This window comes from Ferrovibrio sp. (assembly GCF_019636075.1).
In the GTDB taxonomy this organism is placed as follows: Bacteria; Pseudomonadota; Alphaproteobacteria; order Ferrovibrionales; family Ferrovibrionaceae; genus Ferrovibrio.
Genome location: NZ_JAHBYG010000037.1, coordinates 21,438 through 42,900, shown reverse-complemented (window position 1 = coordinate 42,900; position 21,463 = coordinate 21,438). Strand labels below are relative to the sequence as shown.

The following is a 21,463-nucleotide window of genomic DNA, read 5'->3' as shown; positions in this document are numbered from 1 at the left end:
CGTGGTGGTGTGGTAATGCGTGGCGTTGGAGGTGGGATCGGCCTCCATGCCATCCAGTACGGCCAAAGCGGCGGCCTGGCAGTCTCGGAAGGCTGGGATATGTGGCCCCGCTGTCAGCAGCTTGCTGCGGTTCGGATCGTTGACATTCCAGCAGCTGAATTGCCAGCGGGCCTGGCAGGCCGAGGCGATACGGCCATCGCCGAACAAAGGGTGCGGCCGGCCTTTGTTACGCTGGGAGTAAGCCATGGCCAGCCTGGCGCGGGTGCGAACGACCCAGGCTACGGCGATCCGGCCTTCACGCGGCTCGCCGCGCGCCTCGCCGAACAAGGTTCGGGCCAGCACGTCGAGGTCGGTGGCGGAGTAGGTACAGGCAGTGGTTGCGGGCTTCATGGCCCGAACCATGCCGGATCGGCGTCTTGCCTTATCAGTGCGGCGCGCGCCGCACCGGCCCTGCCTGGGGATGGATAGTCGGCAAGAGAAAGCTGCGGCCCGCCTGGCTGCCGGGGCAGCCTGGCTGGATCAGAGCAGTTGCAGCTGGTTCAGCTTCGCGCCGAGTGATTCGGTCTGCCCGCCGTGCCATCTTTGCACGGTCCGCCTGTCGACGCGCAAGCGCCGGGCGATCTCCTGGATCGGCTCGCCGCGTTCGAAGCCACGCCAGGCCAGCCATTGCTTCGCCTGGGGCACCAGCAGCCGCTCGCCGCCATAGCGCCGGCATAGGGCTGCGGCAGCGTCAGCGCCCACAAGCCGCTCCAGGGCGCTGACGGCGGCCTTGCGCGGCACATTCAGCCAGGTGCCGCCGTGTGCCAGCAAGATCGCTTCGGCCGCCTCGCTGCCGGCGCAGTCGATCAGCTGCCGCAGGCCGTGCGGCAGCGGCAGATCGGCCGGCATGGCGATGCGAGCCGGCGTGTTCATGCATAAGCCCCATTGACTCCAGCCGTGATTCCGGCTGCCATCGGGGGATGCCCGCCCTGATACTGATACTCGCCGCACTTGCTCTGTTTGCTGCCGATCCGGCAGCGGCGCAATCCACCTGTCTGAAACCGCCGAAAGAGCTGGTGGAGGATCTGTCGGCCCCGCGGGCCATGGCGCTGGACGGCGACACGCTGCGGCTGGAGACGGGCTATTGCATCAGGCTGGCTGGCTTGGATGCACCGGAACTCAATCAGCCCGGCGGTTTCGAGGCCCGCAGCAAGCTGGATGATTTGCTGTTGGGCAATGGCGTAAAATGCTCCGATACAGGTGCCCGAAGTAGAGATCGGATTGTCGCCACGTGTAGCATCGGCAATGGTGATATCGGTGAAGCCTTGCTCATCAGTGGGCTGGTGCGAACATACCGGAGCTTTCTCCCCGGTTTGCCTGTAGCGGATCGCTATCTGGACGCCGAATCTGTCGCGCGAAAAGCAGAGCGCGGTCTTTGGCAAAGCCGGATTGACTTCACCAAATGGCTCTATGACTGGCAGACATTGATTGCGTCCATATTCGGCGCATTGATCGCTGGTGGTAGCGTGTACTTGTTGCTGCGGCAGATCAAAATGGCCGATCAGCATTTTCAGGAAACCGTTAAACGCTGGAGCGTTGAGGAACGGCGAAAAGAAAGGGAGAGTGCGAAGGCCGATTTGGCCGAGGCACGGCGCATGCTGTCTATCGTTAGGCAATTCGAAGATGCAACGAGGGACATAGAAAAAAGCATTCAAGTTATACGCGCGACCAAACTTGTGAAGTATGAGTTTATGGACTGGCCAGATATCCTTTTGAAGACAGATATCGATCCAGAAATAGCGGCTGCGCTCGGGCAAGCGGCGTCCAGCAGCATCAAATTTCAACGCCCTCGTTGGCAGATTGCCTGGAACAAGATCAAGCGGTTCCGAGAAAAAATTCGTCGCGCAGAACTGTCTGGAGACAAAGCCGTCGAATTGCTTACCTCCGCCTTTTTTTCGGATGAACTGACATTCGAGCTTGAAGTAATGGAAAAACATACCAAGGTGGTTTCTGGCGCTCTGAACAGGCGAGCCCGACAAATCATTGATGGATTTTACCGAGATCACCCGGCCAGCAATCCTTATGCCGATGGCAGGACGCCTGGGGCATTGCCCGACTGATCTGTTTGTAGAAGCCCGGATCATCATTCCGCCTCCGGGTAATCGCCGGGCCTGGTCAGAAGCCTGCGGCAAGGCGGTATCAGTACAGACTCCGTCCTGCCTATGATGTGGGTGTCTTTCAGCCAGACGAACCAGGCGTATGACGTGGCCGTCGATGGCCGCGCCAGAATGATCTCGCCGGTTTTGGGATCGCGCTTCACTTCGCCGGTTTTGGCATCGATCTTCGGATATTGACGATCCGGATCGAGCAGCCGGCCTTTCACCAAAATCACGCGTTCGCTGAATGGCGCGTAGAATGTCGGTCGACGCGGCTGGAACAAGCGGCGATAACGCTGAATGCCTTCATAGAAGCTGGCACGCGCGAAGACGGCTACCCCAACGCGCGATGTTTCCAGCCCGCGTTGGATGAATTGCTCGGCGAGTCTGAAAGGCGGGTTGAAGATGGTGAAATCAACCAGGCTCTGCCGCGCCATGGACAGGTAATCGGCGGTCTCGCCATACCCATACGGGAAGATATCGGTGGCCTCGACCGACTTGAATGTTTCAGCCATCGGCTTGGCCATATAGCCGCGATTGCAGCAAGGCTCGCGGCTCGACATGGCGGCCAGGGTGTCGGCCCGGAAGCCGCCGCCGATCAACACATGCTGCACCAAGGCCCGCGTCGCCCAAGGCGGCGTGGGGAAATCGTCGAGACTGTCATGCGGCTCTATGCGCCGCTGCATGACCGCTGTGGACCTGTTCTGGCTCATTTCGGCGCCCTGCTTTGTGCGAGCCAGCCGCGTGCTTCGAGCACGCATTCCGACCAGGCGCCCATGCGACGCTCCCGCCAGTTTTCATTGATCGCGCGCCGCAGCGGCGCCGGCAAAGCGAACCAATGTTCGCGGCACATAAGCTTGCCGCGGGGGATGATCTGATCACAGCCAGGCGCGTCGCATTTGTGGAGGTGCTTCATGCCGCCACCTGGAATTTGGGAAACTGGTCCCACATGATGCCATCGAGTATGCGGCCGGCGCGGCCTTTGCCAACGTCGAAGCATGCGGCCTCGATGCCGTTTTGCGTGACTGTCGTGATTTTGAAATCGCAAAGCTGTGCATCGGTGAAGAGATCGCGCACCTGGCTGCCGGGCAGGTAGCGGCCCCATTGTTTGAATAGCACCGGCACGCGGGCGTTTAGGCAGGCGCTCACAATCATGCGCGCCCATTTCGGGTGCATGGGGGATACTGGCCGGTGGATGCCATCCTGGCCGCTCTCACCGCCGATGATGAACCAATCGAGCTTCGACAAGAGATGGGTGGCGATGTCGTCGGCCCAAAGGTATATCGGACCGAGCAATGGCTCGGCAGAGACACCACGCCACCGCGCTGGCGTGGCAATCAAGTCAGGTACATCCCGGAGGTATTCTTTGTCATCGGTCACAGAGACCAGCAGCACCACATTGGGGTAGCCGACGCCCCAATCGGCGGGCAGATAACGGCTGGCATTGCCGATGCGCTTTGTGGCGAATATCCAGATCAGCGACGGCGTGGCTTTGACCAGCTGCCACAGATCCGCGCGCAATCCTGCCGGTGCCTCTTTGTCGAACACATCGCACATGCTGTTGCCGAACACTAAAGCAAACCGGCCTTCGGCTTCGGCCTCGGCATGCCAATGCAGCGGCTGCTGCCAGTGTTTGGTGGTAAAAGTGCGGCGCGGCTTGCCGGGGCCGAAGACATCCAGGCCGAGGCGCCGCGTGAAGCTTTCCGCATAACAATTGTCGCAGCCCGGCCCCACCTTGGTGCAGCCCCACCAGGGGTTCCAGCTATGATGCGTCCATTCGATCTTGCTGTGCTTACCCATGGGTGCGCATCCCGCTATATAACTGCAGGGTTTCCCCCCCGCGCGCATGGCGCTTGCGGTTGGCCCGCACGGTTTGGCGCTTTGTGCCGGCAAGGATAGGCGCGGCGAAGCGCTGCTGAAAACTATAGGCCACCATCAGCGCTCTCCTTAATCGCAGCCTCGCGCTTGGCCTGTTCGCGGCCCTTCCAGCTTTTCAACGCCTCAATCACGGAGGAAGCGCTGTCGGGCGTCAGCCATTCGGGGTCCGCCACATCGGCCTGACGCTTCACGAAGGCGAGCAGGCCAGCACGGGTGGGATGCTCGGGTATGCCAAGCCGGCACATCTCGGCCCAAAGGCCGAAGATCATCCGGACATAGGGCTTACTGCTTTTCGGCCGGTGCCACTTGCCGCCATTCAGTTTGGTGAGCAGCGCGCCGAGCTGCTGATTGGTCAACTCCGTGCTGGAAGAGACCTTGAAGCCTCCGCGCAGCATGGCGCGGTATGTTTCGTCGTCGATGCCCTTCTTCGTCTTGCAAGCATGAACGGCCTTGATCAGCTTGGCGCGGTCTGCGCCGTGGCGGGCTTTATCGTTCATTGCTATTGCTCCGCCCAAAAGACCACGCAAGGAAGCGCATGGCCAAGTTCCAGCCGAGGCTTGTGCAAAAGCCCAGAACAATAAAAAAACCGCATAGAACCAAAAAACTCATTGCATCGCCTCTCTGGCTTCGCCGGCGGCGCGGCGGTTGTTGGCGTTCACGGCTATCACGATGTCGGAATTGGCCACGCCGGCTTGGTGGCAATAATCCAGGGCGCTGCGCAAAAGCTGCAGGGCGCTTTCCGGTGCGATGTTTGGCTCTGGCGGCAGCGTGCCGGCCAGCGCGGCATGGGCGCGCCGCATGGCGGCCAGCAACGGCTCCGCGCGCTGCTTGCGCGGAACCGTGTGCAGGGCGAAGAGCATGTCTTCAACGACGCGCCGCATGGTCAGGCATTCCCGCCCGTGGTGGCCGTAAACTGTGCGCGCGTCACGATGCTACCGGCAGCCACCTTCCCCGATGTTGTGGACTCAAATGCTTGCTGATAGGCCGCTGTGAAGAGGGGCCAGACGTCAGGGCATGCCATGGCTAAGGAAAGGGCGCAGCAAGCCAGGGTGTTACCCAACGCTCTTGCGACCAGCGCCACGTCCGTCTCTTCGTTGGTGCAAGTGGCCAGTATTTTCTGGTTCAGAATTTGTAACTCAAAAAATCGTGTCTGGAGCTCCACATAGGCCGCGTGATGGTCCCGGCTTTTGAGTTCTTGCACTACCTTTTCGTGAGAGGTGCGCATCGCGGCTTCAAGTGCATTCAGGTCGATATATGCGGGCGTTTTCAACTGCTGCCTCCATCACGCTGCGGGCTGGGTTTGGGCTGCCTGGGGTTCGGGCGGCGGCAATTCGGCGGAGGCAAGATCGAGGGTGACCGCGTGCCATTCGGCCTGATGATTTGGCCGGCTGTAGAAGCGGATGTATTGCTTGCTGCCGATTGAGCGGATGGATTCAGACAGCGCCTGCATGGCGCGCTGCCAAGCGTCGTCTTCGATATTCACGCGGCGCAGCTGGAACAGAGCGGCGCTGTTGATCCGGCCTTCCTTATCGACAGCGAAGGCGTGGTTCACCAAAGCCCGAATGGCATCGTTGGCCCCCTCGGCCCAACGGCTGATGCATTCATCCACCAATTGCTTTGCGATCTGCAGCTCCGGCCCGAAGGCCAGGTGATCGGCCACAGCAACCTGTACCTTCAAGCAGCCATCGAACGACAGCAGGGTGATATTGCCCTTGGCACCGCCCTTGCGGGCGCCGTATTGCTCGGCCAACAGATCCATGAACGCTGTGATATCGTCGAAGCAATGGCCCTTGAAACGCCCGATCCGCGCATGCAGCGGCCCGGCATAGCTGAACAGCTTGCCTACCAGCTGGTCTTCCAGCAGGTCGGTGGCGCGGATGGCATTGATGGGGACAAGGCGCCCCTTGCTGTCCATCTTGAATTGGCTGCTGTCCCAGCCGGTGGCGGCTTCAGGTTGCGCGGGTTGATCGTGTGACATGGCTTTCTCCTTAGGGTTTGAAATCGAGCAGGAACCAGCCGCCGAGCGCGCCGGCCAGGCCGGCGAGCAGCAGGATGGCAATCGAGGCCAGCAAGGCTGGCTCGAAGCGGCGCAGCCAGGCGAAGCGGCGGCGCCGCAGCCGCAAGCGGTGCGGCGGCGCGGGAAATTGCAGCGGCGCCCTCATTCCCATGGCGACACGTCCTTGGTGCGGCAGTGGAAACAGAGCCGGTTATGCTTGCCTTCAGAAACGAAGCTCCGGGAGCAGCACATGCAGGCGCGTGCCTGCGGCTTGGGCGTGTTGAAGTGGGCTGGAGCCCGATAGCCGGCCCTTCGGTCGGCTATCGGGATGGGAGCATCAGCGGCTGGTCGGAAGGTCAACTCAACCGGACGGACACCCAACCGCTTTGCGGCTTCGTTCGAGATCGCGAGGGCGTATTGCAACGCTGCCGCATCAGCCCTGACGAGCTTGCGAGCCCGCTCTCGGTTTTTGAAAACCGAGCTGATGGCCCGATCAGATACGAAGGCCATCGTGCTTAATGGCATCCCGTAGCCATCCAGCGCCACGTAGAGCGCGAGGGCGCTGACGAGCTGATCGATGTCGCGTCGTGGCGTCAGCAGGGTTTCGGGCGGCAAGTCGCATACGCTAGCCGCAGCTTCCTGAATGGTCCGGTAGACGAAGGCCGGTTGGAATACTTGGCCATTGATCGGCGGCATCGAGCCGCCATACATGATCGCGCTGCTCATGCCGCAAACCTCCGGCCATTGGCGGCGGCCAGGGCCGCGCGGGTGCCGGTAAATTCCGGCGGCGGCGGCGGCGGCGGCGGCGTGATCCCCAGCAGCGCCTCCATGGCGGCGGCCCGCCATTTGAGGTTTTCCAAGGTCAGAGCGAAGCCGAGCAGGACGGCTCCATCCACGGCTTCGCCATGCTTGCAAGCGCCACGCAGCGCAACGGCCATCATGCCGATATCGGCTTCCAACCGCCCGGTATAGGGCGCGTGCAGGGCATCGCTCGGACGGCCCGGCAAAGAGGCCAATCGGGCGCGCAAATCGTTCAGATCGTTGATCGCGCCCCGCGTAGTTTCGGCCATGGCCAAAACCTGATGCTGGTTGGGCGTGGTGCCGCCGATCATGTGCTGCGCCAACGCGGCATTGAGCAGATCGAGCACATCGTAGATCGGCAAGGTGAAATCACGGTTACGCAGTGCGGGCATCACTGGCCTCCATGCTGTTGGTGGTGGGTTTGGATTTTCGGGTGGTGCGCGGGGCGGCAGGCCGCAGCAGCTTGCCGGTAAGGCAGCTTTCGCAGGCGATGTAGTGCCGCAGTTCGCTGGCTATACCGCTCGGCTGCGGGCGATCCTGAAAGGCCAGGCATTCACGCTCGGCCAGCTCGCGGTTCAGGAAGGGACAAAGCACGTGTCCTTCGCGCAACGCGATCTCGATCCGCGCGACCAGGCTCTGCTTGGCGGCAGGCGATGCGCGATAGGTGTCGTGCAGCAGGCCGCTCAACTGTGGCCGCGTGAGGCCGAGCCGCTTGGCAACGCCGGCGATGCCCTTGGCATCGGCCTTCACCATGGCCATGACCTGGCTGCGCCAATCGGGCTGGCTCATGGCAGGCCCTCCAACTGCAGGGCGCGGCCGCTATTCCAATCGAACAGCACGCCGAGTCTGTCGCGCCAGGAAGGGGCGTGAACGCCCAAATCATCGAGCAGCAGCCACCTGTCGGGGAAATTGGCATTGCCAGGCAGCAACGCGACAATGCCGGCGCTTTCGAGCTGCTTGAACCAGGCACGGCTGCGGTTGGCTGCGTCCGGATCATCAGCCCGGACTGCCATCGTCAGCAGGTGAAAGATACTATGGCGTTGGGGTGGCTGACGCAGGGCGTTCCACAGCCGCTGTTGGAGACTGTCGGGGTCGGGCTTCTCTGCCGCGACAGTCCGCAGCTTTTCCAGTAGCCGCTTGCCCTTGGGGGTCAGCCAATAGACGCGCGCGCGTTCGCTTTCGACAAGGCCTTCGCGCTTTAGTTCGGGCAAGCGCAGCCTGGCCTCGTGATAGCTGATATGGCTGCGCTCGGCAATCTCGTGAAGCCGGGCTGGCTGCTCCATCCCCATCATCAATTGCTGACAACGTAGCTGACGCATGGTGGGGCCTTTGCGTTGCAGCTTAGAGGACTCGGCCTTAGTGGACATCGGTCGCCTCCACCATCTCGGCGGTGATGACCGCGCTGCGGGCGCGCTCGGCGGTGGCACGCAGGCGCTTCAGCAGGTTCATTGTCAGCCGCAGGCTGCCCTCGACCTTCGAGCACATGGCAGTCGCAACGCGTGGATCTGCGACCAGACCATGGGCCTTGGCCAGCAATGCCAGGTCTTCAGGCGTCAGCTGCTCGAAATCCACCACCGCACTGACGCGGCTCCACACAGCGTCGATACTCTGAATGCTGCTTTTCACGTGCCCGCGCCCGATCAGGATGATGGGCTGTTCGGTGTCGTCACCGAGCGCGCGTACCATTTCCAGAGTGGCGCCGGCGTTCGCTAAGCCGTGTTCGACCTCGTCCACGACCAAGCCAACCCGGCGCTTCACCATGGTGCGGGCGATATCCTTAAAGCGCTGTTCCAGCTTAGCGGCGGCATGCATAGCCATGGCGGCGCAAACATCGCCGAGCAGCCAGCCCGGCTTTGCTTCAGGCTTCAAGCGCACATAGGGGTAGCCCTGCTGTGCCGCGAACCATTGACCGGTGCCTGACTTTCCCAGGCCGACATTACCCCCCACCACCATGAGAGTGGATTCAGGCGCCCCGCGTTGTTCGAGCCGCAATACACCCTGCTCAAAACGCTTGACGTTTGACGTTTTGACAAATTCGTGCTTAGTATCGCCATACATTGCTTTTAGTTCCTTTCCGAAAGCCGCCCTTGCCGGGGCGGCTTTCGTGCTTTCGCGGGACGCTAATCAGGCCGCCCGCGTATCGGCCTCACGCTCCAGCCCTGCTCGCTTAAGCAGGCCTGCAATCTGGTCATCATCGATCTCATAAACTGCACGGAAGCCGGCGCTGCGCGCCTGGCGCAGCAGGTCGCAGGCATCCTGCTCATCGCCACGGCCGGATAAGACCCAGGCGACGTAATCGGCTTCTTTGATGGGCCGCACGGCAGGGTCGGGTGTTGTGCACTGCTGCTCTGTCTGCTGCTGCTCTTGGTTGGTTAGGCTGGCATCGGTGATAGCCACGGCGCGCATGTGGGCGGCCGCCGGCGCCTTGCTGCTGCGCAGATTGGCGTTCGGCTGTACCGCTGATTGGTCGGCGAGCGAGATGGTGACGCTGTCCGGCAAGAGCGCTGTGCCATTGGCGATGGCTGCCGCCACCTTGTGCGGCTTCAGTTCGCGCTTCAGGCGTTTGAGCGCGCCATGCACCTGGCCATCGACCAGGCGCTGCCGGCGCTTGCTCTCGACGGCCATGGCGCGGCGGTCCAGGCCCGCACGCTCGGGCGCACAGGCTTCGCCGATGAAATCGTGCGTCACCGGGTCGAAGCAATAAACCAGGCCCATATCGGCCGGATCAAGGCGGACCAGTATGCGCGTGCCGGCCAAGGCGCCGACCCATGGTGCGATGAAGCGCGTACCCTCGGCGCGGATGCCTTCCTTGCCCACGGTGTGCTCGCCTTTCAGCGGGAGCAGGCAGATATCCATGTCGCGCGGTTGCGGCAGCGGCTTGATGGCTGCGCCCTTGCCCAAGGCCAGCGCCTCGGCTTCGGCCTGGGGCGAACGGCCGAGGGATTCATGGCGACGCATGCGATACACTTCCAACCAGGCCAGCACCTCGCGTTGCAGCTCGGCGGCCGTCAGCTGAACGGCGAAGGCATCGGCGTCGCTGACGCCTAGGCGCTGGGCAAAGGTCTTGCGTGCTCGGATGGCTTGGGCATCCGCGACATTATGGCCGACAAAGCCCGGCAGCCGCGCGAACAGGTCACGCTGCAGCGTGCCGATGAAACGCTCGATATGGGGCTTCTTTTCCGGGCTGAATGGCGGGCAGAAAACCTGCTCGACTTCGAGCGCAGCCATGGTGGTGATGAAATCACGCGCCTTGTAGTCCTGGCCGTTGTCGGTCTTGACCACCTCGGGCAGGCCGCGCGTGAGGGCGAAGGCGCGGAACAAGGCCAGATGCGCGCCGGCACGCGGCTGTGGTGTGACCAGAACAAGCGCATCGCGGGTGGCGACATCGATCACCGCGCTGATTTTGTACCGCCCATCGATGCACAACACGTCAGCCGGCGATGCGTCCATTTCCCAAAGCTGGTTGATGCGATGGATGCCCGCCGAAGCCGTGCCGATGGCCGATAGATACTTACCCTTCGCTTTGTCTGGGTTGCGAAGCTGCAAATCGTGGCGCGGGTTGGCAGTGCGCCACTTGTTCATCCAGCGCTGGATTTGCCGCAGGCTGGGCAGGCGTGGCACACCGGCGTCTCGCAGCGCATCGCGCAGCTGGCCGGCGCTAAGGTGGGGCTTGTCGGCATAGGTGGCGATCAGGCAATCGCGCAGCGCCGGCGTGGCGTCTATCTCGGCCTTTCGATTCCCGCCGTTGTAACGACCGGCCAGACGCACCGCGCCTTCGCGGGCGCGGGCGCTGTACCAGTTCAAAAGACTGTTGCGGCTGACGCGCGGCATGGCGGCGCGCAGTTCGTCATCGGCGGCAATGGCGCCGCCATTCCAGGCGGCAGAGAACTCCACAGCGGCCGTGCTAAGCGCTAGGCCGGCGCGGGCGCGGAAATCGTCGAAGGCGGCCAGCAGCAGCAGGCGGGTTTCGGCGCGTTGCTTGGCGCGGCCGGTGATGGCTGCGAGATTGCGCGGGTCTTTCGCCGGTGCCGGCGCCGTGATGGCCTCTGCAGGCGCGCCCGTGGCTGTGGCAGTGGCTGTGACGCTGGCCTTGGCGATGGCAATGCGAACGGCTGCCGGCAGGCTGTCGATGTGATAGCCGCGCGGCGCACCGAGGCGCGGCAGTTTGCAACTCCGCCAGGCTTCGCGCTTGGCCCTGGCATTGATGTTCTGAACGGTTCCCGGTAGCGCATCGAGGCGCAGGGCCAGCAATTCAGCGGCTGTGAACCACTCACTCATGCGCGCTTGCCGAAAAAGCGGCCGACGATGGCCCTGGAGACATCGCCGGCCTAGTTGCACGCAGGAGAAATGCCGGCGAACAAGCCCCGCCGGACGGCTGACGAAAGGGAACCGGCCCGCCACAGGGGGAAAGGGCAATAGCGGGCCGGCCTCCGCTGGCCTTTAACGAGCGCCCCACAGTCGCAAGGCGCTGCAGATAGGTGTATGGAACGATCATCGCCGCGCGGCTCCTTTGGCCATGCGCAGCGCGAAATTGAATTCAGTCTCCGTCGCCTGCAGCTCTGCCTGCTTTTCGCGCGCGGCCGCGGCCAGCTGACCGGCGCGTATCCAGCCCTCGCAGCGGCGGTCAACCACAAGCCGGTCGAAAGGCGTCGCGATCAGGTTGAGCAGGCGCATATCGCCGGTCGCCTGAACGAAGGCTATGAAGCGGGGTAGCGGGATGGCCTTCTCGGTGGCGCCCTCGCTGACATAGGCGTTCAGCATGTTCTTGCTGACCCGCTCGCCCAAGAAACCGCTCATGCGGTAGGCGATGGTCTCGCGGTCTTCGCCGCATTCGGCCAAGGCCAGCTTCATGGCCTTGCAAATCACGCCGGCCAGCGTGGCGGCGCGGACCTGTTCGGGTTCGAATTCCTGAATGGCTTGTGCGGCGCTGGACCAGCCAAACAGGTCGGGGTGAGCGGGCTTGCGGGGGCCGGCCATGGTCAAGCCGCCTCGGCCGATTTGACTCCCGCCCCGGAGCGCGATGGGCTACCTTCCCGATGAGACCGAATCAGCCGGCGGCCGGCTTCGGAATAATGCTCGGGAAACAGCTCCTGCGGACGCACGCCGCAAGCCTTTGCCAGCACCGCTTCCAGCCGCTTATTCGGCATGCCGCGCGCGGCATGACTGAAGGCTGAAGCCGTGGTGTTATGTACCTTTGCCAGCTCGGACAGGGTGATGCCCTGGCCATGCAGCCTGGCGATGATCCAGAGGCGACGATGTACGGGGTGTTTAGGGATGTCTGACATTGAGCGATTCACCACGTTGTTTGAGCGTTAATACGCTCATTACATAGGTCATGTCAATGCAATAGAGCGGCATTCAACTCTTTTGAATGCCGATAATGAGCCAAAATAAAATCAATTAGGCAAAACAAAGAGATGGCAAAGGTGAATGGGAAGCGCGGCAGGCCGGCTATGCATTCAAGTTCCAGCCCAGAACTTGAACGGCTCGGCGAGCGATTGAAGGCCGTGCGCGAATCGGAGGGGCTTGGGCAGGCGGATTTCGCGGCGCGTTTCGGACTGCGCCGCGAGTTATATGGCTTCTTCGAGCGCGGCGTGTCTGAGCCTGGCGCCGAGCTGCTGATGAAAATCAGCGCGGAATGTGGTGTTTCTGGCGATTTTCTGTTGTCAGGCAGGGAGCCTATGCGGCAAGCGCAGAAGGGTGCGCTCCCATTTGACCAGGCGGTCATGCAAAAATGCTCGGTCCTTGCGCGCCACGTTGCAGCTGGGCAGAATCCGCCCCTGGCGCCGCAAGCAGAAGCCCAACTAGCGTCTGAGCTTTACGAGTTTTTTATGGGGAAGCGCCAATGAAGCGCGTCAGAGCCTTGTTTTTTGCGGCTCTGCTGACGGCAGGGACGGCCCGGGCAGAGCCTATGGTGGAGTGGCAGATTGAGGTTGGGGGCCTGGAGAAAAGGCACCTGTCCATGGCTATGATGCACTTAATGAAGCACTGCGTCTGGATAGGGGAGACCAAGGAGCAGATCGCTCACATCCGGGTTTTGGCGCGCGGCGTCCCTGATTCTTCGAAGGAAATTAGAGATATCGGCTGGACGCGCGCGGTCATGGTGACTTTGACGCCCGTTCCTGGCACTGATTTGGCCGATATCGTTGCGGCCTCAAGCAACCCGACATACCTGCTCGGAGGCGGCCAGCTTCCCGGGATCGCTGCCTCGCATCAGTACCACGCGCGGCTTTGCAAATGGGATCAGCGCTTCCGGCCATTACCAGATTTGCAGTTCATCGAGCCGCGCTGAAATCCAAAACTGTTTGTCGCGGGCCATTTTTGGAGCCTGCACTTGGTCGTGCCGCCCAATTTTGGATTCCACCCCGCGCGGCCCGCGATATCCCGCCGGATCAGTGGCTTATCCCACAAAATCCCGCATGGTCCCGCCCAATCCCACAATCCAGAACCCAATGACGGGGGACACACAAGCGGCCCGGCAGGTGTACCCGGCTGGGTGGTGATGGGTTTTATGGATGAGAATATAATAAGAACATATATCGAATTTAATAGGACATAAGCTCCGCCAAGTTACGGAAATTGTTGGCCCGAATCGCCATTCCCACCCATCAAAGGTACATTGACACCCATATATCACCATGGTATCCCATAAGTACCCATGAGAAATGGCTGCAAACCCTTTCTCGCCGGCTGGGCAAACCGGATTTGGGGCATTACCGCAGCAATCGGGCAAATGCGGTGATGGGGCGCTGCAGGGGGCTTTGTGGAAGCGTTCTTTTCCACTTTCCGTAACCGGATCGATGCCAAGGGGCGGGTCTCCGTGCCTGCGCCTTTCCGCGCCCTGCTGGCCAAACAGGGGCCGGAAAATTCGGTTTATCTCGGCCCCGATATCGTTGCCGATGCCAATTTCGAAGCCCAAGCCCTGGTCGCTGGCGGGAATGCCCATCTCGCCGCCTTGCATGCCCGCATCGACCAATTGCCTGAGTTCTCCACCGAGCGCGCCGATCTCGAAGATACCCTGCTGGCGTCGCTCAACATGGCCGGCCTGGATCCCGAAGGCCGCGTTACCCTGCCTGCTGCCCTGCTTGAACATGCCGGTTTGAAAGCCCCCGGCGAGGCGGTGTTTGTCGGTCGTGGCCGTTCCTTCCAGATCTGGGAGCCCAAGGCCTGGGAGGCCCGTTCGGCCGCCGCCACCACGCGCGTCAAGGCGCAAATCCGCGCGGCCAATACCGCCGCCAATACCGAGGTGCCGAAATGAGCGGCGCCGCAGCCAATACGCAATTTGGCCATACCGGCGCCGCAAAGCCCGACCATCTTCCCGTGATGTGCGCCGAGGTGGTGGCGGCTTTGGCCCCGCGCGCGGGTGAGGTTTTTGTGGACGGTACGTTCGGCGCGGGTGGTTACACCGATGCCATTCTCAATACGGCGGATTGCAAGGTGTTCGGCATCGACCGCGATGCTTCCGTAGCGCCGCATGCCGAGCGCGTGGCGGCAAAGCACGCTGGCCGTTTCGTCTGGCTGCGTGGCTGTTTCGGCGATATGGAAGGCCTGCTGGCCGAACGTGGTGTGCAGGCGGTGGATGGCGTGGCGCTGGATTTGGGCGTTTCCTCCATGCAGCTCGATCGCCCGGAGCGCGGCTTTTCCTTCCAGGCCGATGGCCCGCTCGATATGCGCATGGGCAGCGAAGGCGAAAGTGCTGCCGATGCGGTGAACAACCGCTCGGAAGGCGAATTGGCCGATATCATCTATTTCTATGGCGAAGAACGCCGCGCCCGTGCCGTGGCGCGCGCCATCGTGGCTGCCCGTGCGGAAACCCCGATTACCCGCACCGCACAGCTTGCCGCCATTGTTGCCCGCGTGGTGCGCGGCGTGCCGGGGCAGATGCATCCCGCCACCCGCACCTTTCAGGCCTTGCGCATCCATGTGAACGATGAACTCGGCGAATTGCGCCGGGGCTTGGCCGCTGCCGAAAAACTGCTCAAGCCGGAAGGCCGGCTGGCCGTGGTATCGTTCCATTCGCTGGAAGACCGCGTGGTGAAGCGTTTTCTCGACCGTCGTTCGGGCAAGCATGGCGGCACTTCGCGCCATTTGCCCGATGCCCAGCTTGCGCCGCCGGCGCCCTCTTTCGCGCCGATCCACAAAGGCGCGCTGGCTGCTTCGGCAGCAGAAGCCGCGCGCAATCCGCGGGCCCGCTCGGCCAAGCTGCGTGCCGCCCGCCGCCTGGCGGCGCCGGCCTGGCCGCTGGAAGGCGATGAACTGGCTGCCATGGATAACGGGGGAGCTGCAGCATGAGCCGCACGCTGTCCTTCATCGCCTTGCTGCTGCTTGCTGTCGTGTCGTTCGGCCTCTATCGCCTGTCCTATGAAGTGCAGCGCATGGAAGACGAACTGATCGAACTCAATCGCGCTCTGGCGCGCGAGCGCGAAACCATCGGCGTGCTGCAGGCGGAATGGAGCTATCTCAGCCGGCCGGAATATCTGCAGGACAAAGCCGAGCGCCTGCTGGAGATGAAGCCGGCCACCGCGCGCAGCATCATCCGCATCGAGGATCTGCCCTGGCGGCAGGATCGTCTGTCTGGTCCGCAGGGTCCGCTGGCGGTTGCGCCCGGCAGTCAGGCTTTGCCTGTGCAGGCACCGCTGGCGCAGAACCAGCCGGGCAGGCCGGCCTCCGAACAGATGACGGCTCAAGTTGCCGCGCAGACCGCGTTGCCCACATCCAAGGCCGTTTCGCCTATTGCAGCTCCTGTTGCCGTGCCGGCGGCGGCGAGCGTTTCGGATGATATGGATGCCGATGTGGCCGCCGTGCTTGGCGCCATGCGCGGCGAAAAGAAGAGGGCGCAGTGATGGCTCTCTTCCGCCGCAGCCCCAAGCCGCGCCCGCCCTGCAGCCCATCGGATATTCCGGGCAAGCCGGCCCTGGTGCGCCTGGAAGGCGAAACCAAGCAGGCATTGGAAACCGGCCGCACCCGGCTGGTGATCGGCATGGCGTTGTTCTCGGCGCTGTTCCTGGTGATGGCCGGTCGCCTGGTCTGGCTTACCGCTTTCAGCGGTGGCGAGCCGCCGGTTGCGCGCGGCATCAATCCCGATCTGCTGGCCAAGACCGTGCTGATGGAGCGTCAGCCGATCGTGGATCGCAATGGCCAGATGCTGGCTGCCAATCTGCGCACCGCATCGCTGTTCGCCGATCCGCGCAAGGTGTCGCGGCCCGACGAAGCCGCGCTGCGCCTGGCGCAGGTATTGCCGGAATTCTCGGTGGCGGAATTGCAGATGAAGCTGGCGCCGGGCAAGAGCTTTTCCTGGATCAAGCGCAATCTCACGCCGCGTCAGCAATTCGAGGTGAATGCGCTGGGCATTCCGGGCCTATATTTCCATACCGAGCAGAAGCGGGTTTATCCGCAGGCCAATCTGGCCGTGCATGTGCTGGGTTATACCGATATCGACGGCAAGGGCATCAGCGGCATCGAGCAGCATTTCGATGAAGCGCTGCGCGATCCCGCGCGCACCGGCGATCCGCTGGAACTCAGCATCGATATCCGTGTGCAGCATATCGTGCGCGAGGAACTGGCCAAGACGGTGCAGTATTTCCAGGCCATCGGCGGCGGCGCCATCGTGCTGGATATCCATACCGGCGAGATCATTTCGCTAGTCAGCCTGCCGGATTTCGACCCGCTCAATCCGGGCGAGGCTTCCAAGGATGCGCGCTTCAACCGTATCACGCTTGGCGTCTATGAAATGGGCTCGACCATGAAGACGCTGAACACCGCCATGGCGCTGGATTACGGCACCGTGAAGCTGAATGGCGGCTATGATGCCACGAATCCGATTCAGATTTCCCGCTTCCAGATTCGCGACGACCATCCCAAGCGGCGTTGGCTCAGCGTGGCGGAAATCTTCATGTATTCCTCCAATATCGGCTCGGCCAAGATGGCGGTGGATGTTGGCCCCGGTTTGCAACGCGAATTCATGGGCAAGGTCGGCCTGCTGAATAAGCCCAGTATCGAAGTGCCCGAGGTTGGTGCGCCGTTGGTACCGCGCAACTGGAAAACCGTGGAAACCATGACCATCGCCTTCGGCCATGGCTTGTCGGTTACGCCGCTGCAACTGGCATCCGCCACCGCCGCGATAATCAATGGCGGCGTGTTGCATCCGCCCACCTTGGTGAAGCGTCCGCCCGGTTTGCCGGCGCCGGGCCGCCAGGTGATCAAGCCTGAAGTGTCAGACATCATGCGCAAGCTGATGCTGCTGGTGGTGGAAGAAGGCACCGGCAAGAAGGCCGATGTGGAAGGCTATCTGGTTGGCGGCAAGACCGGCACCTCGGAAAAGGTGAACGAACGCGGCGGCTATAACCGCAAGGCTTTGTTCAACACCTTCGTTGCCGGCTTTCCGATGAACAAGCCGCGCTATCTGGTGCAGGTGATGGTGGACGAGCCGAAGCCGCAGAAATCCACCTATGGCTTTGCCACGGCGGGCTGGACCGCAGCCCCTGCCGCCGGACGCATCATCACCCGCATTGCACCCTTGCTGGGTGTGCCGCCGGTGAACGAAGAAGCCCCCGAGATCAAGCAGGCGATGTATGTGCCGATTCCCGGCATGCCGGCGCCGGGCATGGCCAAAGCACAGGAGCGCAAAGTTGTTGCTCAGTGATCTCTGCGCAGACCTTCCGCTCGATCCGCGCCTGGCGCGGCTGGATGTGGCTGGCTTGACCGCGGATAGCCGGGCGGTGCGTCCGGGCTATCTGTTCGCGGCTCTGCGCGGCGGTGCACAGGATGGTCGTCGGTATATTGCCGATGCCGCAGCCAAGGGCGCGGTGGCAGTGCTTGCCGAGGGGCTGGAGCCGGCGCAGAGCAGCGCCTTGCCGTTGCTTCAGGATGCCAATCCGCGCCGCCGGCTGGCATTGATGGCGGCGGCGTTTTTCGGCCGCCAGCCCGATGTGATCGCTGCCGTTACCGGCACCAGTGGCAAGACCTCGGTGGCGCATTTCACTCAGCAGATATGGAATGCCATGGGCCTGAAGGCCGCCAGCCTCGGCACGCTTGGCCTGATCGGGCCGGGTTTGCAGGAGAAGGTGGAGCATACCACGCCAGATCCTGTGCATCTGCATCGCATGCTGGCGGCTGCCAGCGATGCCGGTTGCGCGCATCTGGCGCTGGAAGCCTCCAGCCATGGCCTGGATCAGTATCGCCTGGATGGCGTGCGCATCCGCGCTGCCGCCTTCACCAATCTCAGCCGCGACCACATGGATTACCATGCGGATGTGGAAGCCTACTTCGCCGCCAAGATGCGGCTGTTTCAGGATGTGCTGCCATCCGATGGCGCGGCGGTGATCGACATGGATGGGGCACGTGCCGCCCATGTGGCCGGCATTGCCGCCCGGCGCGGCCAGCGCATGATCCGTTACGGCCATGCCGGCACCGAATTGCGCCTGCGCTGCGCCGAGCCCCATGCCGGCGGTCTGCGTATCGCATTCAGCGCTTTCGATACCGAAGCCGAGCTTGATCTGCCGCTGATCGGCAGCTTCCAGGCCGGTAATCTTTTGGCGGCGCTTGGCCTGGTGATCGGCTGTGGTGCGCAGATCGATCAGGCGATTGCGGCGATGCGCAATGTTGCAGGCGTGCCTGGCCGTATGGAACTGGCCGCGCGCACAGCCGGCGGCGCCAGCGTGTTCGTGGATTACGCCCATAAGCCCGATGCCCTGGAAGCCGCTTTGCGGTCTGCGCGGCCGCATTGCACTGGCAATCTGGTGGTGGTGTTTGGCTGTGGCGGCGACCGCGATCGCGGCAAGCGCCCGCTGATGGGCGAAATCGCTACGCGACTGGCCGATCGTGTTTATGTTACCGACGATAACCCCCGCAGCGAAATCCCCGCCGATATCCGCGCGGCAATTCTTGCGGCCGCGCCCAATGCCGTCGAAATCGCCGACCGCCGCCGCGCCATCCGCACCGCGGTTGCCGATCTGCAAGCAGGCGACCTGCTGCTTATCGCCGGCAAGGGCCACGAGCAGGGCCAGATCGTTGGGCGCGAGACGCTGCCCTTCGACGACCGTGTCGAAGCGCGTGAAGCCGTTTCTTTGTTGGGCGCAGGTACTGATCCCGGCACTCAAGCATACGCGGGTAAACATTAATGGAAGCTTTCGCACTTTGGACTTCCGATGAAGCCGCCCGGGCCAGCCAGGGCGAGGCGAAAGTTGCCTGGACCGCTTCCGGCGTGAGCATCGACAGCCGGGCGGTGCAGTTCGGCGATCTGTTCATCGCGCTGCGCGGCCCGAATTTCGATGGCCATAAATTCGTGGTCGATGCCTTCGCGCGCGGCGCATCGGCGGCGATGGTGGATCATCTGCCCGAAGGCGTTTCGCCCAATGCCAATCTGTTGGTGGTGAAGGATACCTTCGCCGGCCTGAATGCCCTGGGTGCTGCGGCCCGCCAGCGCTGCGGCGCCCGCGTGGTGGGCGTTACCGGCAGCGTGGGCAAGACCGGCAGCAAGGAAATGCTGCGCGCGATCCTGGCCGATCAAGCCGCCACCCATGCCTCCAGCGGCAATCTCAACAATCATTGGGGCGTACCGCTCACTTTGTCGCGTATGCCGGTGGATAGCCATTACGCAGTGATCGAGATGGGCATGAACCATGCCGGCGAGATCGGGCCGCTCTCGAAGCTGGCGCGGCCGCATGTGGCCTTGATCACCAATATCGAGCCGGTGCATCTGGAAAGTTTTGCCAATATCGAAGGCATTGCCGATGCCAAGGCGGAAATCTTCGAGGGTATGGAGCAGGGCGGCATTGCGGTGCTGAACCGCGACAATACCCTGTTCGAGCGGCTGCGCGATGCGGCCCTGGCGCGCGGCCTGCAGGTGGTTGATTTCGGCCAGCATCCGCAAGCCCGCACGCGGCTGATCAAGCAGGTGCCGAATGCCGGCTGTTCCTGCGTGGCGGCCGAGGTGGATGGCCAAGCCATCACCTATAAGATCGGCGCCCCGGGCGCTCATTGGGTGATCAATTCGCTGGGCGTGCTGGCGGCTGCCAACGCCATGGGCGCCGATCTGGCCCAGGCCGGGCTGGCATTGGCCGGGATCAAGGCGCCGAAGGGGCGCGGGGAACGCCAGCAGCGGCCCTGGCGCGAAGGCAGCATCGACATCATCGACGACAGCTACAATGCCAGCCCGCCCAGCATGCGCGCCGCCTTTGCCGTGCTGATGATGGGCAAGGCAGATAAGCGCGGCCGGCGCATCGCTGTGCTGGGCGACATGCTGGAGCTTGGGCCAGATGGCGAAAAACTGCATGCCGAACTGGCAGCCTCGGTGCTGGAGCATGGCATCGATCTGGTTTTTGCCGCCGGTCCGTTGATGCGTGCGTTGTTCGATGTCTTGCCGCCGGAAAAACGCGGCCGCCATGCGGCCAATTCCGCCGAGTTGCTGGAAATCCTGCGCGGCCAGGTGAAGCCCGGCGACACCCTGCTGATCAAGGGTTCGCGCGGCAGCAAGATGAATGTGATCGTTGATGGTCTGCATACGCCGGCGCCCGCGCCGCGTGCTGCCAGTGGCTGGTGAGAAAGGACCCGCGCACAGATGCTTTATCACCTGCTTTATCCCCTGGCCGATGATTTTTCGGTGTTCAACCTGTTCCGCTACATCACCTTCCGCACCGGGGGCGCCATCATCACGGCCATGGTGCTGAGCTTCGTGATCGGCCAGCCGCTGATCGATTGGTTGCGTGCCAAGCAGGGCAAGGGCCAACCGATCCGCGATGACGGCCCGGAAAGCCATCTGCTCACCAAGCGCGGCACGCCCACCATGGGCGGCTTCCTGATTCTGATCGGCATCGGTGTCGGCACGTTGCTCTGGGCCGATCTGACCAACCGCTATGTGTGGGCGGTGCTGATCGTCACTTTCGGTTTCGGTCTGATCGGCTTTGCCGATGATTATCTGAAAGTGACCAAGCAGAATCCTAAGGGCGTTCCCGGCAAGCTGAAACTGCTGGCCACCATTGTCATCAGCCTGGGGGTTTCGATCTGGATCGTGTCGATCATGGCGCCGCCGCTGAATACCAGCCTGGCGGTGCCGTTCTTCAAGGATGTGCTGCTCAATCTCGGCTGGTTCGTGGTGCCGTTCTCGGTATTCGTGATCGTTGGCGCCTCCAATGCGGTCAACCTCACCGATGGGCTGGATGGCCTGGCCATCGTGCCGGTGATGATCGCAGCGGCCAGCTTCGGTCTGATCGCCTATCTGGTAGGCAACACGGTATTCGCCAATTACCTGCAGATCCACAACGTGGCCGGCTCCGGCGAACTGGCGGTGTTTTGCGGCGCGCTGGTGGGGGCGGGCATCGGCTTTCTGTGGTTCAACGCCCCGCCGGCCATGGTGTTCATGGGCGATACCGGTTCGCTCAGCCTAGGCGGCGCGCTGGGCACTGTCAGCGTGATCACCAAGCATGAACTGGTGCTGGCGATCATCGGCGGCCTGTTCGTGCTGGAAACCGTTTCGGTGATGGTGCAGGTGGCCTCCTTCAAGCTCACCGGCAAGCGTGTGTTCCGCATGGCGCCGCTGCATCACCATTTCGAGAAGAAGGGGTGGAAAGAACCCACTGTGGTGATTCGCTTCTGGATCATCGCCGTGATCCTGGCCTTGGCCGGGCTTTCCACTCTGAAGCTGAGGTAGCCGCGC

27 protein-coding genes are annotated in these 21,463 nt (G+C 62.7%); 10 read left to right on the top strand and 17 right to left on the bottom strand.

Going from position 1 to position 21,463, the window contains the following annotated elements:
* Positions 1 to 390, bottom strand: a 390-nt coding sequence (locus KF827_RS14840; RefSeq protein WP_291007056.1) for a cell wall hydrolase, incomplete at its 3' end; no start/stop codon positions are given.
* A 129-nt stretch (positions 391 to 519) separates the two neighbouring features.
* Positions 520 to 912 (bottom strand): helix-turn-helix domain-containing protein, encoded by a 393-nt coding sequence (locus tag KF827_RS14835; protein ID WP_291007055.1) that lies wholly within the window; start codon positions 910 to 912, stop codon positions 520 to 522.
* Positions 913 to 959: 47 nt separating this feature from the next.
* Here KF827_RS14835 and KF827_RS14830 point away from each other — a divergent pair, with 47 nt between their 5' ends.
* Entirely contained in the window at positions 960 to 2,099 is a 1,140-nt protein-coding gene (locus tag KF827_RS14830) for a thermonuclease family protein (protein WP_291007053.1), read from the top strand.
* A gap of 23 nt (positions 2,100 to 2,122) precedes the next feature.
* On the opposite strand, the gene KF827_RS14825 is transcribed toward KF827_RS14830, so the two are convergent.
* The 15 genes from KF827_RS14825 to KF827_RS14755 form a co-directional block, all read right to left on the bottom strand.
* Positions 2,123 to 2,848 (bottom strand): hypothetical protein, encoded by a 726-nt coding sequence (locus KF827_RS14825; protein ID WP_291007051.1) that lies wholly within the window; start codon positions 2,846 to 2,848, stop codon positions 2,123 to 2,125.
* A gap of 199 nt (positions 2,849 to 3,047) precedes the next feature.
* Positions 3,048 to 3,983: a DUF5131 family protein gene (locus tag KF827_RS14820; RefSeq protein ID WP_291007049.1), complete on the bottom strand. Its 936-nt coding sequence runs from the start codon at positions 3,981 to 3,983 to the stop codon at positions 3,048 to 3,050.
* A gap of 74 nt (positions 3,984 to 4,057) precedes the next feature.
* Positions 4,058 to 4,510, bottom strand: a complete 453-nt coding sequence (locus KF827_RS14815; RefSeq protein ID WP_291007047.1) for a regulatory protein GemA — start codon at positions 4,508 to 4,510, stop codon at positions 4,058 to 4,060.
* A gap of 108 nt (positions 4,511 to 4,618) precedes the next feature.
* A complete protein-coding gene (locus KF827_RS14810; protein WP_291007045.1) occupies positions 4,619 to 4,894 on the bottom strand; it encodes a hypothetical protein in 276 nt (91 codons plus the stop codon).
* A gap of 2 nt (positions 4,895 to 4,896) precedes the next feature.
* A complete protein-coding gene (locus KF827_RS14805; RefSeq protein WP_291007043.1) occupies positions 4,897 to 5,283 on the bottom strand; it encodes a hypothetical protein in 387 nt (128 codons plus the stop codon).
* Positions 5,284 to 5,295: 12 nt separating this feature from the next.
* On the bottom strand, positions 5,296 to 5,991 hold the full coding sequence (locus KF827_RS14800) for a DUF3164 family protein (RefSeq protein WP_291007041.1): 696 nt from the start codon (positions 5,989 to 5,991) through the stop codon (positions 5,296 to 5,298).
* A 10-nt stretch (positions 5,992 to 6,001) separates the two neighbouring features.
* Positions 6,002 to 6,175: a hypothetical protein gene (locus tag KF827_RS14795; protein ID WP_291007039.1), complete on the bottom strand. Its 174-nt coding sequence runs from the start codon at positions 6,173 to 6,175 to the stop codon at positions 6,002 to 6,004.
* A complete protein-coding gene (locus KF827_RS14790; protein ID WP_291007037.1) occupies positions 6,172 to 6,735 on the bottom strand; it encodes a hypothetical protein in 564 nt (187 codons plus the stop codon). The genes KF827_RS14795 and KF827_RS14790 overlap by 4 nt, the downstream gene beginning before the upstream one ends.
* Entirely contained in the window at positions 6,732 to 7,202 is a 471-nt protein-coding gene (locus KF827_RS14785) for a hypothetical protein (protein WP_291007035.1), read from the bottom strand. Before KF827_RS14785 ends, KF827_RS14790 begins: the two co-directional genes overlap by 4 nt.
* Positions 7,186 to 7,599, bottom strand: a complete 414-nt coding sequence (locus KF827_RS14780) for a hypothetical protein (RefSeq protein WP_291007033.1) — start codon at positions 7,597 to 7,599, stop codon at positions 7,186 to 7,188. The genes KF827_RS14785 and KF827_RS14780 overlap by 17 nt, the downstream gene beginning before the upstream one ends.
* Positions 7,596 to 8,177, bottom strand: a complete 582-nt coding sequence (locus KF827_RS14775; protein WP_291007031.1) for a hypothetical protein — start codon at positions 8,175 to 8,177, stop codon at positions 7,596 to 7,598. Before KF827_RS14775 ends, KF827_RS14780 begins: the two co-directional genes overlap by 4 nt.
* A complete protein-coding gene (locus tag KF827_RS14770) occupies positions 8,167 to 8,868 on the bottom strand; it encodes an AAA family ATPase (RefSeq protein ID WP_291007028.1) in 702 nt (233 codons plus the stop codon). The genes KF827_RS14775 and KF827_RS14770 overlap by 11 nt, the downstream gene beginning before the upstream one ends.
* Positions 8,869 to 8,934: 66 nt before the next feature.
* Positions 8,935 to 11,088 carry a DDE-type integrase/transposase/recombinase gene (locus tag KF827_RS14765; RefSeq protein WP_291007026.1) on the bottom strand — a complete coding sequence of 718 codons (2,154 nt, stop codon included), beginning with the start codon at positions 11,086 to 11,088 and terminating at the stop codon, positions 8,935 to 8,937.
* A 213-nt stretch (positions 11,089 to 11,301) separates the two neighbouring features.
* A complete protein-coding gene (locus KF827_RS14760) occupies positions 11,302 to 11,787 on the bottom strand; it encodes a DNA transposition protein (protein WP_291007024.1) in 486 nt (161 codons plus the stop codon).
* A gap of 2 nt (positions 11,788 to 11,789) precedes the next feature.
* Positions 11,790 to 12,095 (bottom strand): helix-turn-helix domain-containing protein, encoded by a 306-nt coding sequence (locus tag KF827_RS14755; RefSeq protein WP_291007022.1) that lies wholly within the window; start codon positions 12,093 to 12,095, stop codon positions 11,790 to 11,792.
* Positions 12,096 to 12,227: 132 nt separating this feature from the next.
* Between KF827_RS14755 and KF827_RS14750 the strand changes: the two genes are divergently transcribed.
* The 9 genes from KF827_RS14750 (at position 12,228) to mraY (ending at position 21,457) form a co-directional block, all read left to right on the top strand.
* Positions 12,228 to 12,659: a helix-turn-helix transcriptional regulator gene (locus KF827_RS14750; RefSeq protein WP_291007020.1), complete on the top strand. Its 432-nt coding sequence runs from the start codon at positions 12,228 to 12,230 to the stop codon at positions 12,657 to 12,659.
* Positions 12,656 to 13,102 (top strand): hypothetical protein, encoded by a 447-nt coding sequence (locus KF827_RS14745; protein ID WP_291007019.1) that lies wholly within the window; start codon positions 12,656 to 12,658, stop codon positions 13,100 to 13,102. The genes KF827_RS14750 and KF827_RS14745 overlap by 4 nt, the downstream gene beginning before the upstream one ends.
* 471 nt (positions 13,103 to 13,573) lie before the next feature.
* Complete coding sequence (locus KF827_RS14740) at positions 13,574 to 14,068, top strand: division/cell wall cluster transcriptional repressor MraZ (RefSeq protein WP_291007017.1); 495 nt, start codon at positions 13,574 to 13,576, stop codon at positions 14,066 to 14,068.
* Positions 14,065 to 15,102, top strand: a complete 1,038-nt coding sequence (gene rsmH, locus KF827_RS14735; RefSeq protein WP_291007015.1) for a 16S rRNA (cytosine(1402)-N(4))-methyltransferase RsmH — start codon at positions 14,065 to 14,067, stop codon at positions 15,100 to 15,102. Before KF827_RS14740 ends, rsmH begins: the two co-directional genes overlap by 4 nt.
* The gene (locus tag KF827_RS14730) at positions 15,099 to 15,653 is read left to right on the top strand and encodes a hypothetical protein (RefSeq protein WP_291007014.1); all 555 of its coding nucleotides are present in this window, start codon (positions 15,099 to 15,101) and stop codon (positions 15,651 to 15,653) included. The genes rsmH and KF827_RS14730 overlap by 4 nt, the downstream gene beginning before the upstream one ends.
* Positions 15,653 to 17,452: a penicillin-binding protein 2 gene (locus KF827_RS14725; protein ID WP_291007012.1), complete on the top strand. Its 1,800-nt coding sequence runs from the start codon at positions 15,653 to 15,655 to the stop codon at positions 17,450 to 17,452. Before KF827_RS14730 ends, KF827_RS14725 begins: the two co-directional genes overlap by 1 nt.
* Positions 17,439 to 18,929: a UDP-N-acetylmuramoyl-L-alanyl-D-glutamate--2,6-diaminopimelate ligase gene (locus KF827_RS14720; protein WP_291007010.1), complete on the top strand. Its 1,491-nt coding sequence runs from the start codon at positions 17,439 to 17,441 to the stop codon at positions 18,927 to 18,929. Before KF827_RS14725 ends, KF827_RS14720 begins: the two co-directional genes overlap by 14 nt.
* Positions 18,929 to 20,350 carry a UDP-N-acetylmuramoylalanyl-D-glutamyl-2,6-diaminopimelate--D-alanyl-D-alanine ligase gene (locus KF827_RS14715; RefSeq protein ID WP_291007008.1) on the top strand — a complete coding sequence of 474 codons (1,422 nt, stop codon included), beginning with the start codon at positions 18,929 to 18,931 and terminating at the stop codon, positions 20,348 to 20,350. The genes KF827_RS14720 and KF827_RS14715 overlap by 1 nt, the downstream gene beginning before the upstream one ends.
* Positions 20,351 to 20,368: 18 nt before the next feature.
* The gene (gene mraY, locus KF827_RS14710) at positions 20,369 to 21,457 is read left to right on the top strand and encodes a phospho-N-acetylmuramoyl-pentapeptide-transferase (RefSeq protein ID WP_291007006.1); all 1,089 of its coding nucleotides are present in this window, start codon (positions 20,369 to 20,371) and stop codon (positions 21,455 to 21,457) included.
* Positions 21,458 to 21,463: the final 6 nt, after the last annotated feature.